The organism is Arthrobacter sp. I3 (genome assembly GCF_000520575.1).
GTDB lineage: Bacteria > Actinomycetota > Actinomycetes > Actinomycetales > Micrococcaceae > Arthrobacter > Arthrobacter humicola_A.
The window spans coordinates 1-15,101 of the sequence record NZ_AZSB01000504.1; the positions used below are offsets into that span (position 1 = coordinate 1).

Annotated in this window: 14 protein-coding genes; 8 read left to right on the forward strand and 6 right to left on the reverse strand. The window is 67.9% G+C overall.

From position 1 onward, the window contains the following. The 6 genes from aceE to fabF form a co-directional block, all read left to right on the forward strand. Positions 1–2,157 (forward strand): pyruvate dehydrogenase (acetyl-transferring), homodimeric type (gene aceE / locus Y706_RS0101565; RefSeq protein WP_028275208.1); only part of this gene is annotated, 2,157 nt, incomplete at its 5' end. A gap of 214 nt (positions 2,158–2,371) precedes the next feature. Next, positions 2,372–3,616 (forward strand): PucR family transcriptional regulator, encoded by a 1,245-nt coding sequence (locus tag Y706_RS0101570; RefSeq protein WP_018773431.1) that lies wholly within the window; start codon positions 2,372–2,374, stop codon positions 3,614–3,616. 87 nt (positions 3,617–3,703) lie between these two features. Continuing rightward, on the forward strand, positions 3,704–4,633 hold the full coding sequence (locus tag Y706_RS0101575) for an ACP S-malonyltransferase (protein WP_028275209.1): 930 nt from the start codon (positions 3,704–3,706) through the stop codon (positions 4,631–4,633). After that, positions 4,630–5,691, forward strand: a complete 1,062-nt coding sequence (locus Y706_RS0101580) for a beta-ketoacyl-ACP synthase III (protein ID WP_028275210.1) — start codon at positions 4,630–4,632, stop codon at positions 5,689–5,691. The genes Y706_RS0101575 and Y706_RS0101580 overlap by 4 nt, the downstream gene beginning before the upstream one ends. Before the next feature lie 202 nt (positions 5,692–5,893). Further along, positions 5,894–6,139 (forward strand): acyl carrier protein, encoded by a 246-nt coding sequence (locus Y706_RS0101585; RefSeq protein ID WP_018773434.1) that lies wholly within the window; start codon positions 5,894–5,896, stop codon positions 6,137–6,139. A 176-nt stretch (positions 6,140–6,315) separates the two neighbouring features. Further along, positions 6,316–7,551, forward strand: coding sequence for a beta-ketoacyl-ACP synthase II (fabF, locus tag Y706_RS0101590; protein WP_028275211.1), 1,236 nt, complete (start codon positions 6,316–6,318; stop codon positions 7,549–7,551). A 132-nt stretch (positions 7,552–7,683) separates the two neighbouring features. Here the strand turns inward: fabF and Y706_RS0101595 are convergent, their stop codons facing one another. The 5 genes from Y706_RS0101595 to Y706_RS0101615 all read right to left on the reverse strand — a co-directional run bounded on the left by Y706_RS0101595 (position 7,684) and on the right by Y706_RS0101615 (position 12,734). Beyond that, the gene (locus Y706_RS0101595) at positions 7,684–8,187 is read right to left on the reverse strand and encodes a DUF3145 domain-containing protein (protein WP_026266435.1); all 504 of its coding nucleotides are present in this window, start codon (positions 8,185–8,187) and stop codon (positions 7,684–7,686) included. 380 nt (positions 8,188–8,567) lie between these two features. After that, positions 8,568–9,467 carry a tyrosine recombinase XerC gene (locus tag Y706_RS0101600; protein ID WP_028275212.1) on the reverse strand — a complete coding sequence of 300 codons (900 nt, stop codon included), beginning with the start codon at positions 9,465–9,467 and terminating at the stop codon, positions 8,568–8,570. Positions 9,468–9,596: 129 nt separating this feature from the next. Next, entirely contained in the window at positions 9,597–10,784 is a 1,188-nt protein-coding gene (dprA, locus tag Y706_RS0101605) for a DNA-processing protein DprA (protein WP_028275213.1), read from the reverse strand. A 45-nt stretch (positions 10,785–10,829) separates the two neighbouring features. Further along, entirely contained in the window at positions 10,830–12,377 is a 1,548-nt protein-coding gene (locus Y706_RS0101610) for a YifB family Mg chelatase-like AAA ATPase (protein ID WP_028275214.1), read from the reverse strand. Next, positions 12,378–12,734 carry a YraN family protein gene (locus tag Y706_RS0101615; protein WP_028275215.1) on the reverse strand — a complete coding sequence of 119 codons (357 nt, stop codon included), beginning with the start codon at positions 12,732–12,734 and terminating at the stop codon, positions 12,378–12,380. It lies immediately after the preceding gene. 171 nt (positions 12,735–12,905) lie between these two features. On the opposite strand from Y706_RS0101615, the gene Y706_RS0101620 reads away from it, so the two are divergent. Together Y706_RS0101620 and Y706_RS0101625 are read left to right on the forward strand one after the other, a co-directional pair. Further along, complete coding sequence (locus Y706_RS0101620) at positions 12,906–13,328, forward strand: HAD domain-containing protein (RefSeq protein ID WP_028275216.1); 423 nt, start codon at positions 12,906–12,908, stop codon at positions 13,326–13,328. 484 nt (positions 13,329–13,812) lie between these two features. Then, on the forward strand, positions 13,813–14,721 hold the full coding sequence (locus tag Y706_RS0101625; protein ID WP_253906666.1) for a transglycosylase domain-containing protein: 909 nt from the start codon (positions 13,813–13,815) through the stop codon (positions 14,719–14,721). Between the two features lie 22 nt (positions 14,722–14,743). On the opposite strand, the gene Y706_RS0101630 is transcribed toward Y706_RS0101625, so the two are convergent. Continuing rightward, a complete protein-coding gene (locus Y706_RS0101630) occupies positions 14,744–15,070 on the reverse strand; it encodes a DUF2469 domain-containing protein (protein ID WP_018773443.1) in 327 nt (108 codons plus the stop codon). Between the last annotated feature and the right edge of the window lie 31 nt (positions 15,071–15,101).

Sequence of the window (15,101 nt, forward strand, 5' to 3'; positions counted from 1 at the left end):
ACCGTCTCGATGGGCATCGGCCCGATGAACGCCATCTACCAGGCCCAGTCCAACCGGTACCTGCACAACCGCGGCATCAAGGACACCTCGGACCAGCAGGTCTGGGCGTTCCTGGGCGACGGCGAAATGGACGAGCCCGAGTCCCGCGGCCTGCTGCAGCTGGCGGCCAACGACAAGCTCGATAACCTCAACTTCGTGATCAACTGCAACCTCCAGCGCCTCGACGGTCCGGTCCGCGGCAACGGCAAGATCATGCAGGAACTCGAAGCGTTCTTCCGCGGTGCCGGCTGGAACGTCATCAAGGTCGTCTGGGGCCGGGAGTGGGATGACCTGCTGGCCAAGGACGAGGACGGCTCGCTCGTGAAGATCATGAACGAGACCGTCGACGGGGACTACCAGACGTACAAGGCCGAGTCCGGCGCGTTCGTCCGCGAGCACTTCTTCGGCAAGACCCCGCAGACCAAGGAAATGGTCCAGGACCTGACCGACGACCAGATCTGGAACCTCAAGCGCGGCGGGCACGACTACAACAAGGTCTACGCCGCCTACAAGGCCGCCACCGAGTTCAAGGGCAAGCCCACGGTCATCCTGGCGCACACGGTCAAGGGCTACGGCCTGGGCACCCACTTCGAGGGCCGCAACGCGACCCACCAGATGAAGAAGCTCACCCTCGCGGACCTCAAGGCCTTCCGCGACCACCTGCGCATCCCGATCACGGACGACCAGCTCGAAGCGGACCTCTACCGGCCGCCGTACTACCACCCCGGCATGGACTCCCCGGAGATCCAGTACCTGATGGACCGCCGCAAGCAACTCGGCGGCTTCGTCCCCGAGCGGCGCTCCAAGCACGCCGACGTCACCCTCCCGGACGAGAAGGTCTACGAAGTCGCCAACCGCGGCTCCGGCAAACAGCACGCCGCCACCACCATGGCATTTGTCCGCCTGCTCAAGGACCTCATGCGGGACAAGGAGTTCGGCAAGCGGATCGTGCCGATCATCCCCGATGAGGCACGCACCTTCGGCATGGACGCGTTCTTCCCGACGGCGAAGATCTACAACCCCAACGGCCAGAACTACCTCTCCGTGGACCGCGAGCTCGTCCTGGCGTACAAGGAGTCCATCTCCGGTCAGATCGTGCACGCCGGCATCAACGAGGCCGGGTCCGTGGCGGCCTTCACCGCCGCCGGCACGTCCTACGCCACCCACGGCGAACCGCTCATCCCGGTCTACGTCTTCTACTCGATGTTCGGCTTCCAGCGCACCGGCGATTCCTTCTGGGCCGCCGCCGACCAGATGACCCGCGGGTTCATCATCGGCGCCACCGCCGGCCGCACCACGCTGACCGGGGAAGGCCTGCAGCATGCCGACGGGCACTCCCCCATGCTGGCGGCAACCAACCCGGCCGTCGTCACCTACGACCCGGCATACGGCTACGAGATGGGCGTCATCATGCATGACGGCCTCAACCGGATGTATGGGCCCGGCGAAGCCGGGAAAGAAATTGCCGACAACGATCCGTCGCGGAACGTGATGTACTACATCACTGTCTACAACGAGCCGATCGTGCAGCCGCCCGCACCGGCGGAACTCGATGTCGAGGGCATCATCAAGGGCATCTATCTGCTGGCGCCGGCCAAGATTGAGGGCCCGCGCACGCAGATCCTGGCCTCGGGTGTGTCTGTTCCCTGGGCCCTCGAAGCCCAGCGGGTCCTCGCTGAGGACTGGGGCGTCTCGGCCGATGTCTGGTCCGTGACGTCCTGGACCGAACTGCGCCGCGACGCCATGGCCGCCGAGGAGGACTCCTTCCTCAACCCCGGCCAGCCCGCCCGCGTCCCGTTCGTGACCCAGCAGCTCGCCGGTGCCACCGGTCCGATCGTGGCGGTCACCGACTACATGAAGGCCGTGCCGGACCAGATCCGCCAGTTCCTGCCGAACGAGTTTGCCTCGCTCGGCGCGGACGGCTTCGGCTTCTCGGACACCCGCGCCGCGGCCCGCCGTTTCTTCAAGAACGACATCCACTCGGTTGTGGTCCGTTCCCTTCAGATGCTGGCGCGCCGGGGCGAAGTGGATGCCCAGGCACCTGCCCAGGCCATCGAGAAGTACCGCCTGCACAACGTGAACGCCGGCACCACCGGCAACGCGGGCGGCGACTCCTAACCGCGCTTGAGCGCACGAGCGAACGTACGACGGCGGTTCCCACCGAAAGGTGGGGGCCGCCGTCGGGCGTTAACCGCCCTGCCTCCCTCCTGCCTCCCTCCGGCCTCCCTCCGGGGGCGCTCTGGACCGCCGCGGGCCGCTGTGATGCAGGACAAGGGCAGTTGTAGCCTTCGCACAAATGGAGCTTGGGCGGCCCGCACCGTATGCTCAATGCATGGCAGAGCCGATCACCACTCCCGAAAAACGCAAGCCGAGCTCGAGGGCGATGACTCCGGAGAAAGCCGAAACCCTTAAGAAGCTCCGGGCCAGCGTGGGCCAGCTGTCGACGACGACGCTGCGCCAGTTGGAGAAGTCCCTGCCGTGGTACGGCCGGCTGAACTCGGATGAACGTTCCGCCCTGGGCATGGTGGCCCAGAACGGCATCGCGGCATTCGTCACCTGGTACGAACGGCCGAGTTCGCCGTCGTGGATCCTCTCCGACGTCTTCGGCACCGCGCCCACCGAACTGACCCGCTCCATCAGCCTGCAGAAGGCGCTCCAGCTGATCCGGATCGTCGTGGAAGTCGTCGAGGACCAGGTCCCGGTGATCGCCCCGGAAGCGGACCAGGGGGCCCTCCGGGAGGCCGTGCTGCGCTACTCGCGGGAGGTCGCGTTCGCGGCCGCCGACGTCTATGCCCGCGCCGCGGAATCCCGCGGCTCCTGGGATACCCGGCTGGAAGCCCTGATTGTCGATGCCATCCTCCGCGGCGAAAACACCGACGCGCTGCGGTCCAGGATCGCGGCCCTGGGCTGGAAAGCACAGGAGCGCTTCACCGTCATGGTAGGGAATTCCCCGTCCGAACCAAGCGCCAGCTACGTCAGCGAACTGCGGCGCACGGCGGGGCGCTTCGCCGAGGACGCCCTTGTGGGGATCCAGGGCGACCGCCTCATCCTGATCCTGGGCGGGGTCCACGACCGGGAGACCGCATACCTGAAACTCAGCGAACTCTTTGCCCCCGGCCCCGTGGTCTACGGACCGGAGGCCGGGTCCCTCCTCGAGGCCAGCGGGTCCGCCCAGTCGGCCTTTGCCGGCCTCACCGCGGCCCGCGCGTGGCCTTCCGCGCCGCGCCCGGTGGCGGCCGATGACCTGCTCCCGGAGCGGGTGATCTCCGGCGACGACGCCGCCCGCCGCTCGCTGGTAAAGAACATCTACCGCCCGCTGCTGGCAGCCTCCAACGGGCTGGTGGAGACCCTGGGAACGTATCTCGAACTGGGCCATTCACTCGAGGCCACGGCCCGGGAACTCTTCGTCCACGCCAACACGGTGCGCTACCGGCTCAAGCGCGTCTGCGACGTCACGGGCTGGGATCCGCTGCTGCCGCGGGAGGCGTTCGTGCTCCAGACCGCCCTCGTCGTGGGCCGGCTTTCTGCCCCGCCGAAGGCCCCCACGGAGCGGCAGCCTCCCCGCAACGGCTCCTGAACCGTTGTAGACTTCCTACAAACTGACCCAGTGAGCTTGGTGCATGAAAACACGAATGTTCACGCGGTAATTTGGAAAGCTGGTTACGTGCTTGCAATCGTTTGCCCTGGACAGGGCTCCCAGACCCCTGGTTTTCTGGCCCCTTGGCTGGAACTGCCACCCGTCGCAGGCCTCCTGGCCTCCCTCAGCGAGATAGCAGGCATCGACCTCACCGCCCACGGCACCACCTCCGATGAGGAGACCATCAAGGACACCGCAGTCGCGCAGCCCCTGATCGTCGCTGCGGGCCTGGTGACGGCAAAGTCGCTGTTCGACGTCGAACTCGGCACGCTTCCCGTCATCCTTGCCGGCCACTCCGTCGGCGAAATCACCGCCGCGTCCCTCGCCGGTGTCCTGTCGGAATCCGAAGCCATGACGTTTGTCCGCGAACGCGCCAACAGCATGGCAGCCGCTGCTGCCGCCACCCCGACCGGCATGAGTGCCGTCGTGGGCGGCGACCCCGCGGAGGTCCTGGCAGCCATTGCTGCCGCCGGGGCCACGGCCGCCAACGTCAACGGGGCCGGCCAGACCGTCGCCGCTGGCACCCTGGAGCAGCTCAAGGCCCTGGCGGAGAACCCGCCGGCCAAGGCCCGGGTTATCCCGCTGAAGGTCGCGGGCGCGTTCCACACCTCGCACATGGCCCCCGCGGGCGCGGCCCTGCAGGCCCTGCGTCCGTCGCTGCACCCGAAGGACCCACAGGTGCCGTTGCTGTCCAACTTCGACGGCGCGGAAGTCACCGATGGCGCCGCCGCCGTCGACAGCCTGATCGCCCAGGTCTCCCGTCCGGTCCGCTGGGACCAGTGTATGGAGACGATGGTGCAGCGCGGGGTGACCGGCGTGATCGAGCTGGCTCCCGCCGGAACACTGGCGGGCCTGGCCAAGCGCGGCATGCCCGGCGTCAAGACAGTCACCGTCAAGACCCCGGACGATCTTTCCGCGGCCCTGGCCCTATTTGCAGAACTGGAGGGAGGGGCATGAGCGTTCCCACTCTGAAGCAGGCACCGGTGCAGGCAAACACCCGCATCATGGGTGTCGGCGCCTACCGGCCCAGCGTGATCGTGACCAACGAGGACGTGTGCCAGTGGATCGACTCCTCGGATGAGTGGATCCGCCAGCGCACGGGCATCATCACCCGGCACCGCGCACCCGCCGATGTCAGCGTGATTGACATGGCCGAGGGCGCCGCACGTGAAGCACTGCAAAAGGCCGGCATCGAGGCCTCCCAGCTCGGCGCCGTGATCGTCTCCACGGTCACCCACCCGTATGCGACCCCGTCCGCCGCAGCGAGCCTCGCCGACCGCCTCGGCGCGACGCCGGCCCCGGCCTTCGACATCTCCGCGGCCTGCGCCGGCTACTGCTACGGCATCGCCCAGGGCGACGCCCTGGTGCGCTCCGGCGCGGCCTCCTACGTCCTGGTGGTCGGTGCCGAGAAGCTCTCCGACGTCATCGACAACACGGAACGGACCATCTCCTTCCTGCTTGGCGACGGCGCGGGCGCAGTCGTGATCGGCCCCTCCGACACGCCCGGCATCGGCCCCTCGGTGTGGGGTTCGGACGGCAGCAAGTGGGATGCCATCGGCATGACCCACTCCATGCTCGACATCCGCGAGCTCGCGCTGACCGGCAAGCACGGCGCCGCCGTCAGCGATGAGGAAGCGGCCGTTACCGACGCATCCCTGTGGCCGACCCTGCGCCAGGACGGCCAGACTGTCTTCCGCTGGGCCGTGTGGGAGATGGCCAAGGTGGCCCAGCAGGCCCTGGACGCCGCCGGCATCCGGTCCGAGGACCTCGCCGCGTTCATCCCGCACCAGGCCAACATGCGCATCATCGACGAGATGGCCAAGAAGCTGCACCTGCCCCCGACCGTCAAGATCGCCCGCGACATCGCCGACGCCGGAAATACGTCGGCGGCGTCCATCCCCCTGGCCACCCACCGCCTGCTTGAGGAAAACCCCGAGCTCAGCGGCGGGCTGGCGCTGCAGATCGGCTTCGGAGCCGGTCTGGTCTTCGGCGCCCAGGTGGTCGTGCTTCCTTAGGCAGCCACCGCTTTTTCGAACTAAATACGTTCCACCCGTTTCACCCTTGCACCGCATGTCCTTCAATTTCAGGGCCCGCCCCGCATGCTGTGCTCGCAAGCATTCCCGCACCAAGCCGAACCCTCGGTTTGAATCATTTCCGCCCTTAGGCTGCCGGCATTCCACCGGCAGCCGAGGGCAACAACCAGAAAAGGAGCCATCAATGGCTAGCAACGAAGAAATCCTGGCCGGCCTGGCTGAAATCGTCAACGAAGAGACCGGCCTGGCCACGGAGGCTGTCGAAATGGACAAGTCCTTCACCGAGGACCTGGACATCGACTCCATCTCGATGATGACGATCGTGGTCAACGCCGAAGAGAAGTTCGGCGTCCGCATCCCGGACGAAGAGGTCAAGAACCTCAAGACCGTCGGCGACGCTGTCAGCTTCATCGCCAACGCCCAGGCCTAGTCTGGCTTCCGCCAGTATCGGCGGACCCCGGTGCCCGGTCCGGGCGCTGCAGCAGCGCCCGGACCGGACCACCAGCACCACCACGAAATGCACCACCCCAAAGTTTCCCCTCGCAAGCCCCGGCCATCCCATTCGCGGTTCCGGATACGGCGGGCGCACCGACAGAGAGTGATCCCATGGCACGCAAAGTAGTCATTACCGGTCTGGGTGCCACCACACCCATCGGCGGCGATGTCCCCACAATGTGGAAGAACGCGCTCAAGGGCGTCTCCGGCGCGCACACGCTTGAGGACGACTGGGTGGCCAAGTACGAGCTGCCCGTCCACTTCGCCGCACGCGCCTCCACCCCTGCCCTGGACGTCCTGACCCGGGTCGAGGCCAAGCGCATGGACCCGTCCACCCAGTTCGCCGTGGTCGCATCCCGCGAGGCGTGGGCCGACTCCGGCATCACCGAAATCGACCACGACCGTCTGGCGGTGGCCTTCGCGACCGGCATCGGCGGCGTCTGGACCCTCCTGGATGCCTGGGACACCCTGCGCGAAAAGGGTCCCCGCCGCGTCCTGCCCATGACCGTACCCATGCTGATGCCCAACGGCCCGGCCGCCGCGGTAAGCCTGGACCTGGGTGCCCGCGCCGGCGCCCACACCCCCGTTTCCGCCTGCGCGTCCGGCACCGAGGCCGTGCACGTGGGCCTGGACCTGATCCGGGCCGGCAAGGCCGACGTCGTCGTGTGCGGCGGCGCCGAAGCCGCCATTCACCCGATGCCGATCGCCGCCTTTGCCTCCATGCAGGCCCTCTCACGCCGCAACGACGATCCCGAGCACGCCTCACGCCCCTACGACCGTGACCGCGACGGCTTCGTCATGGGCGAGGGCGCCGGTGCCCTGGTGCTCGAGGCCGAGGAACACGCACTGGCCCGCGGCGCCCGGATCTACGCCGAACTGGCGGGCACCTCGGTCACCGCCGACGCCTACCACATCACCGCCCCGGACCCCCAGGGCCTGGGCGCCACCCGCGCGCTGAAGGCTGCGATGTTCGATGGCCGCATCCAACCTGAAGACATCGTGCACGTCAACGCGCACGCCACCTCCACTCCGGTCGGAGACAAGCCCGAGTACGCGGCCCTCAAGGCCGCCCTGGGCAAGCACGTGGACTCGGTAGCGGTCTCCGCCACCAAGTCCCAGATGGGGCACCTGCTCGGCGCCTCCGGTGCCGTAGAGGCCGTGCTGACCGTCATGGCCATCTATGACCGCAAGGCGCCGGTGACTATCAACCTCGAGAACCAGGATCCCGAAATCCCGCTCGACGTCGTCACGACCGCCCGCGACCTGCCGGCCGGCAGCATCGCCGCACTGAGCAACTCGTTCGGCTTCGGCGGCCACAACGCCGTGATCGCGGTACGCAGCGTGTAGCTGCACGACCAGCAGCACGCCCGCAGCACGCCGGGACGGCAGATGGCGGCAATGTTCTTCGTGAACATTGCCGCCATCTGCTTTTTTGGCGCCTAGCTATGGAATTGCTGCGGTGGTGCGCCCGGTGAGGCCCTAGCCGACCTGGTGGAGCCAGCGCACGGGGGCGCCTTCGGCGGCGTGCCGGAAGGGCTCGAGTTCCTCGTCCCAGGCCTCGCCCAGGGCGAGGGAGAGCTCGTGGTAGACGGCCGAGGGGTCGCCGGCGCCGGATTCGTAGGCGTAACGGATGCGGTCCTCGGACACCATGATGTTGCCGTGGACGTCAGTGGTGGCGTGGAAGATCCCGAGCTCCGGGGTGTGCGACCAGCGGCCGCCGTCCACCCCCTGGCTCGGCTCCTCAGTGACTTCATAGCGCAGGTGCGCCCAGCCTCGCAGAGCGGACGCCAATTGAGCCCCCGTGCCCGGCGTTCCGGTCCACGACAGCTCGGCCCGGAACATTCCGGGCGCGGCAGGCTGAGCGGTCCACTCCAAATCCGTCCGCTTGTCCACGACAGACCCTATGGCCCACTCGACGTGGGGGCACAAGGCAGTCGGGGCCGAGTGAACGAACAACACACCTCGGGTCAGTGCAACAGACATTCCATCCTCCATAGCTGTAGGTACGTCTTCCCCAACGACCTGTGCCTGGATGTCTGTCTGTTGCGCGGATCCGAATTTATGCCAGCGGTCCCTGCCAGACTACTAATATACAACCGGGTTCAAAGCTGGGACGTGGTGCATTCCAGCTTCAAGTTCAACTTGAAACTTCCCGGGCGTGAGTTTTATTCTGCCCTACCCCTCCTAATTACGCCAGTGCGATTCGGCGCGTCTTTTCCGGCGCGCCGTGCACGGTTCGGCAGTCCTGCAGGTGGACCCTGGTCCGCTTGGCGCCGGGCAGGTCTGCGGGCGGAATCCCGGGCAGGAATCCGGACCGAATTGTGCGCCTTTCCGGCCGGCCGGACGCGCCCGGCCGGCGATCCTCAGGCCCGGGGGTGCGCCTGCTGGTAGCTCTGCCGGAGCCTCTCGACGGACACGTGAGTATAGATCTGGGTGGTGGCAAGGCTGCTGTGCCCGAGGATTTCCTGCACGGCGCGCAGATCGGCCCCGCCGTCGAGCAGGTGGGTCGCTGCGGAGTGCCGCAGGGCGTGCGGCCCGGTGGCGGCCGTGTCTCCCAGCCGTTCCAGCATCTCCTTGACCACGCTGCGGATCTGGCGCTGGTCCACCCTTCCGCCGCGCGCGCCCAGGAAGAGCGCCGGGCCGCTGGTCCCGGTGGCAAGGGCCGGCCGGCCGCGGCGGAGCCAGTCGTCGACGGCGAGCGCAGCCGGCAGCCCGTAGGGCACCGTGCGTTCCTTGTTGCCCTTGCCGAGCACCCGGAGGGTTCTGCGGTCCGGGTCGAGGTCGTCAACGTCCATGCCGGTCAGCTCGCCAACCCGGACACCGGTGGCGTAGAGCAGCTCCACCATGGCACGGTTGCGCAAGGCCAGCGGTTCCCCCTCGGCCGAGGCGGATTCGGCGTCGTCCACGAGCCGTCGGACCTGTTGCTGGTGCAAGACGCCGGGCAGGGATTTCTCCCGCTTTGGCGCCTTGAGCCGCAGGGCGGGGTCGGCTTCGATCAGCTCCTCACGGACAGCCCAGGCGGTGAAGGCCCTGGCGGTGGCGGCGCGGCGGGCCAGGGTGGCGCGGGACTTCCCGGACTCGCTCTGAGCACCAAGCCAGCGCCGCAGGGTCCCGAGCTCCAGCCCGGCAAGGTCGTGGACGCCCTCGGTTGCGGCGTGCGCGAGCAGGCTTTCGACATCGGAGAGATAGGCCCGCACGGTATGGGCGGACCTGCCCCGCTCCGCTTCCAGGTAGCGGCCGAAGCGGGCGGCGGCGAGCCGGATATCGCCGTCGAGCGCGGCGGGCGGGGCAGCGGGGGGATCCTGTGTAGACACCCTCTTACTTTGGCAGTATTCCCCCGGCATTCAAGGAGCCGGTCGGCGAGCCGCTTCTTCCCGGTGAAGCAAGCCATCTCAGTCCGCCTTCCCGGAGCGTTTCCAGCCGCCGTGCCGGGATTCGGCCAGCCCCAGCAGCCCGAGCCGGCCAAGACCCGCGCGGACCGAGTCCGGGCTCAGCCCGGCCACCGCGGCCAGCTTCTCGACCGAGGTGGTGGTCCGCAGCGGCAGGGCATCGAGCAGGATCAGGTCCTCCAGGGTCAGGCCATCGTGGGCCTCAGACCGGCCTGCCTTGTCCGGGGGCATCGCCTCGCCGCTCGGGGAGGCGAGCTCGGCGATCTCCCCGGCATCCGTGACGCATACCGCGCCGCCTTCACGGAGAAGCCGGTGGCAGCCGGCGGAGTTGGCGCTGTGGATGGAACCGGGCACGGCGCCCACGGCCCTGCCTAGGCTTTCGGCATGGTGGGCCGTGTTGAGGGCGCCGGAGCGCCACCGGGCCTCGACCACGACCGTGACGGAGGCCAACGCCGCAATGAGCCGGTTCCGCTGCAGGAACCGGTAACGGGTGGGAGCGGACCCGGGCGGAACCTCGGCCAGGACCGCGCCGCGGTTCGCCACGGTCCGCAGCAGGTCCTCATTACCGGCGGGGTAGAAGCGGTCCACTCCCCCGGCCATGACGGCAATGGTGGGCACACCGCCCGCGCTTCCGGCCAGGGCCGCCCTGTGGGCGTGGGCATCAATCCCGTAGGCCCCGCCGGAGACGATCGTGAAGCCGCGCTGGGCCAGCGAGTAGGCGAGGTCGCCCGTCACCGATGCTCCGTAGCTGGTGCTGTCCCGGGAGCCCACGAGGGCTATGGTCCGGGCCGCCGGGGGCAGCTCCTGTTCCACGCCGCGCCACCACAGACATAGGGGCTCCTGCAGTCCGAGGTCCGCCAACTGCCGCGGCCACAAGTCATCCGTGGGAATGATGAGGCGTCCGCCGAGCCGGTGCATGGTGGCCAGGTCCCGCTCCGGGGCGAGGTCGGGCACGCGCGGGGCCCAACGCTTCAGCGCCTCGCTGAGCCCGGACCAGCCGCTGCCGGACCCGCTGTCCGCCAGGATTCCGGTGATCTCTTGTTCGAGCCCGGGACGGGCGGCCAGCACGCCGCTGGCAATCCGCAGGGCGTCCTGCGCCCCCACGGCCTGGACCAGCGCCAGGGCCGCCGCGTCCTGCGGCTCGAACAGGCGGGCCAGGGCGGCGCGGGCTGTTCGTTCGTCATCAATCATGGTGGTTCCTTTCGCACGGCTGGGGTGGGCTTCGTGCCGGCAGGCTCAGGGTGAGACCGCGGCGGCCTGCCGGAGCCCCAGCGCCTGCCCGACGTCGTCTGCGTCGGGGACGTCGTGCCGGGACAGGTCCGCAAGGGTCCATGCGAGGCGCAGCACGCGGTCGTAGCCGCGGGCGGTCAGCACTCCGCGCTCCAGTGCGTAGTCCAGGATGCGGGTGGTGGGGGCATCGAGCCGAAAGGACCCGCGCAGCAGCCGCCCCGGCACCTGCGCGTTGGTTTCCATCCCGAATGGCAGCAGCCGGTCCAGCTGGCGGGCCCGGGCCGCCCGGACCCTTTCCGCGATGCTGGCCGTTCCTTCCTCGGCCGCAGGTTGGCCGAAGCCGGCGAGCGAGACCCGCTCGACTTCGAGCTGGATGTCGACCCTGTCCAGCAGCGGCCCTGACATCCGGGCCTGGTACCGGCGGCGCATGGTGGGCGTGCAGATGCAGTCCACTCCTTTGCCCGTTGCCTTGCCGCAGGGACAGGGGTTGGCTGCAAGGACCAGCTGGAACCGGGCGGGATAGGCCGCGGACCCGGCCGAGCGGTGGATGACCAGCTCTCCGCTTTCCAGCGGCTGCCGCAGGGCGTCCAGAACGCCGCGGTCGTACTCCGGGGCCTCGTCCAGGAAGAGCACCCCGCGGTGGGCACGGGACGCCGCCCCGGGCCGCGGCAGCCCGGACCCGCCACCGATGATGGCCACCGCCGTCGCGGTGTGGTGCGGGTTCTCGTAGGGCGGGCGGCGCAGCAGCTGCACGGAGCCCGACGGCAGCGAACACAGCGAGTGGATTGCGGTCACCTCCATGGCCTCGGTGTCGCCCAGGTCCGGCAGCAGCCCGGGCAGCCGCTCGGCGAGCATGGTCTTCCCGGCACCCGGCGGTCCGGTCAGCAGCAGGTGGTGGGCACCGGCAGCGGCTACTTCCAATGCACGCCGCGCCGCCGCCTGGCCGGAGACATCGCACATGTCCGGCACCAGGGCGGGACCGGTGCCGGGTTCGGGGTGGCCGGAGTCCTCGGTATCGGGTTCGAAGTCGAGGACGAGGTCCTGCGGGTCCGCGCCGCAGTCAAACGCGAGCCGGGCCAGTGTGGCATAGCCCCGGACCTGCGCGCCGGGGACCAACTCTGCCTCCGCCACGTTGGCCCGGGCCACGACGACCTCCGGGTAGCCGGCCCGGACCGCGGCCATCACGGCAGGAAGGATGCCGCGCACGGGCCGCAGCCGGCCGTCCAGGCCGAGCTCGGCGATGAAGACCGTGCGGCCCGTGGGCCGGATGTCGTTCGCCGCCAGCAGCACGGCCATGGCGATGGCGAGGTCGAATCCCGAACCGCGTTTGGGCAGGGATGCCGGGATGAGGTTGGCCGTGATCTTCCGGCGGCTCAGCGGGATCCCCGAATTCTGCGCCGCCGAGCGGATCCGTTCCTTGGCCTCGTTTAGTGAGGCGTCCGGCAGGCCCAGGATCACGAACGCCGGCAGGGTCTGGCCGATGTCGGCTTCGACCTCCACGATGTAGCCGTTGAGGCCCACGAGGGCGACGGAATACGTCCGGCCCAGGGCCATCTATCCCACCCCCTTGAGGTGCTCGACGGCGGGCTCGCCAATGCCGTCGTCGACCACCGCGATCACGTCCACGCGGCACAGCGGCATCCACAGCCCCTGGGCACGGCACCATGCCGCTGCCAGCCGGTGGAGCCTTGCCAGCTTGTCCGCGCCGACAGCCTCGAAGGGATGCCCGAAGGCCAGGGATTTCCGGGTTTTCACCTCGGCGATGACCAGCGCGTCGCCGTCGAGCGCGACTATGTCGATCTCACCCTCCGGGCAGCGCCAGTTCCGCTCCACGATCCGCATGCCGTGGGCCTGCAGGAAGTCGGCCGCGAGGTCCTCCCCGCGCCGGCCCAGCACATCCTTAGCTCTCATGCCTCCAGCGTGAAGCGCCGCCACGGACGGATACAGGGCCCACCTCGGCTATGTGGAAAACGTCGCCGGGCTGCAAGAGCACATGCGTGATGAGAAAAGTATCCGCAGCCCGTTCAGCACTGCTGATCGCATAATCAAGGCAGAACGAAAGAACTGCAGGAGGAACAAGAAATGAAGGTACTTTTCCTCGATATTGACGGTGTCGTCAACCGCGTTGGTACGAGACAGAGCTTTCGCGGCTTCATGGGCATCGATCCTTTCCTGGCGTCCAAGGTCTGCAAGATCATCTTCGACACGGACGCAGCCGTTGTTCTAACGTCCACATGGCGGCATATCCCCGGCGGCCGTGAAGAAGTCGACCGACACGTTTACAAGACCTTTGACGTTACTCCGACAGCGGACACAGGTTTTCGTGGCGAGGAAGTGAAGATGTGGCTGGACCGGCATCCGGAAGTGACGCGGTATGCCATTGTCGACGACGATACTGACTTCTATGCCGATCAGCCCTTTTTCAAAACGAGCTGGCAAACGGGAATCTCCGACGAGGTTGCGCAGCAGGTAACCGAATTTCTCAACAGTGGAGATATCCCCTGAGTGCACATCTACCAACGTTGGGAAACTTCGCCGAAAAAGCGCCTGCCGACGGCCGGGATCCGGGAGGATCCCGGGCGGCCACTTCCGGCGATCAAATCCGTGGCGGCATTGACAGGACGTGTTGATGCGTTTGTCAGGCAACGAAACGTAGCCAATGCCTGCAAGGCCCACCTAGGCTTTTCCCAACCCCCTCGAATTCCGCGGGGCGTCCGTAGTCTCTCCTGAGGATCGGCCGAAGGATCGGCGTATGGAATATCGAGCGGCCCAGCCGCTGGGAACGCAGCAGCTTACGGAACCGGATCCGCCCGGCGGGCAGTCGGGCCCCAGCTGGCCCCCACCACCGCGGCCTGAGCCCGAGACCTGGCCCCTACCACCGCGGCCTGAGCCCGAGACCGGGCCCGCGCCGCGGCTTACGCCCGGGCCCGCACCAGCAAGGCCCGAGCCCGGGAGCTGGCCCCCGCCAGTGCGGTCAGAGCCCGGCCCCGTGCCAGAGCCTGAGCCGGCAGCTCCGGCGGGAAAACGCAAGCACCGGGTCCGGCGTCTGCTCGCCAGGAGCTTCAAGTTCGCCCTCGCCATGGTGGTCATCACGGAGCTGGCCGCCGTCTCCTTCATCTGGTTCGCTCCCCCGCGCACTGCCTACATGCTGCAGACCGGCGGCCCGATCGCCTACCAGTACGTGTCCCTGAACCACATCAGCCGCTATGTCATCGCCGCGGCCGTCGCCCACGAGGACCAACAGCTGGGAACGCGTGTTGGCGCGTTCTCCGTTGATGATTTCCGGGACAGGGCCGTCGCCTACCTGCAGGGCGAGGATGACCCGAGCGGTTCCACGGTCCCGCAGCAGCTGGTCAAGAACATCTTCCTGTGGCCTGACCCGAATGCCCTGAGGAAGGGGCTGGAGGCGGGCCTTGCGACCGAGTTCAGCCTCACCCTGACCCCGCAACGGATCATGGAGCTGTATCTGAACTACGCGCAGTTCGGTCCAAAGCTGTACGGTATCTGTGCTGCGAGCTGGTACTACTTCGACGAACCGCCGTGGAACATGTCCGAGTATCAGGCTGCGCAATTGATGGGGGTTCTGCCACTGCCCACACTCGTCACCCGGGCGGCGGAAGGTGGCATCTATCTGGGCCCGGGTGTCCACCCCAAAGTGTGGGACTACGTCAACGGTGCGGCCAACGTGTGGGTCCCCAGGCAGATCGAAGGGCTCGGCGGATGGAAGGCGGCCGTCGCCACCATCGGCATCGGCGACACAGCGTCCGACCACGCCGCCGAGCGGGGATCCGCGAACCCTGATGGCTGCGGTTCGTATCCGGAGAGCGTGCTGGACCTGCTGCGGCAGCAGGGCATTGCCCTGGACCGCAACGGGAACCCCACGCCGCCCACGGGTTAAGACACGGGTTAAGAAGGGTGGATCAGTTGCCCAGGTCCTCGACCTTGGGCAGGGCTAGTTCCTCGCTGCGGGGCAGTTCCTCTACGTTGACGTCCTTGAACGTGATGACGCGGACGCTCTTGACGAACCGGGCGGAGCGGTACACATCCCACACCCAGGCGTCCTGCAGGGTCAGGTCAAAGTAGACCTCGCCGTCGGCGCTGCGGGCCTGCAGGTCAACGTGGTTGGCAAGGTAGAAACGCCGTTCGGTCTCGACCACATAGCTGAACAGCCCGACGACGTCGCGGTATTCGCGGTAGAGCTGTAGCTCCATGTCGGTCTCATAGTTTTCAAGGTCCTCGGCACTCATGGTTCCATCTTGCACCATCCGGCGCCGGCCG

Coding starts and splice junctions, on each gene's coding strand:
- Y706_RS0101610 (WP_028275214.1), bottom strand. CDS start 12,377: ATGGCCCTGGGCCGGACGTATTCCGTCGCCCTCGTGGGCCTCAACGGC.
- Y706_RS0101580 (WP_028275210.1), top strand. CDS start 4,630: ATGAGCGTTCCCACTCTGAAGCAGGCACCGGTGCAGGCAAACACCCGC.
- Y706_RS0101585 (WP_018773434.1), top strand. CDS start 5,894: ATGGCTAGCAACGAAGAAATCCTGGCCGGCCTGGCTGAAATCGTCAAC.
- Y706_RS0101630 (WP_018773443.1), bottom strand. CDS start 15,070: ATGAGTGCCGAGGACCTTGAAAACTATGAGACCGACATGGAGCTACAG.
- Y706_RS0101570 (WP_018773431.1), top strand. CDS start 2,372: ATGGCAGAGCCGATCACCACTCCCGAAAAACGCAAGCCGAGCTCGAGG.
- fabF (WP_028275211.1), top strand. CDS start 6,316: ATGGCACGCAAAGTAGTCATTACCGGTCTGGGTGCCACCACACCCATC.
- Y706_RS0101595 (WP_026266435.1), bottom strand. CDS start 8,187: ATGTCTGTTGCACTGACCCGAGGTGTGTTGTTCGTTCACTCGGCCCCG.
- Y706_RS0101615 (WP_028275215.1), bottom strand. CDS start 12,734: ATGAGAGCTAAGGATGTGCTGGGCCGGCGCGGGGAGGACCTCGCGGCC.
- Y706_RS0101620 (WP_028275216.1), top strand. CDS start 12,906: ATGAAGGTACTTTTCCTCGATATTGACGGTGTCGTCAACCGCGTTGGT.
- dprA (WP_028275213.1), bottom strand. CDS start 10,784: ATGATTGATGACGAACGAACAGCCCGCGCCGCCCTGGCCCGCCTGTTC.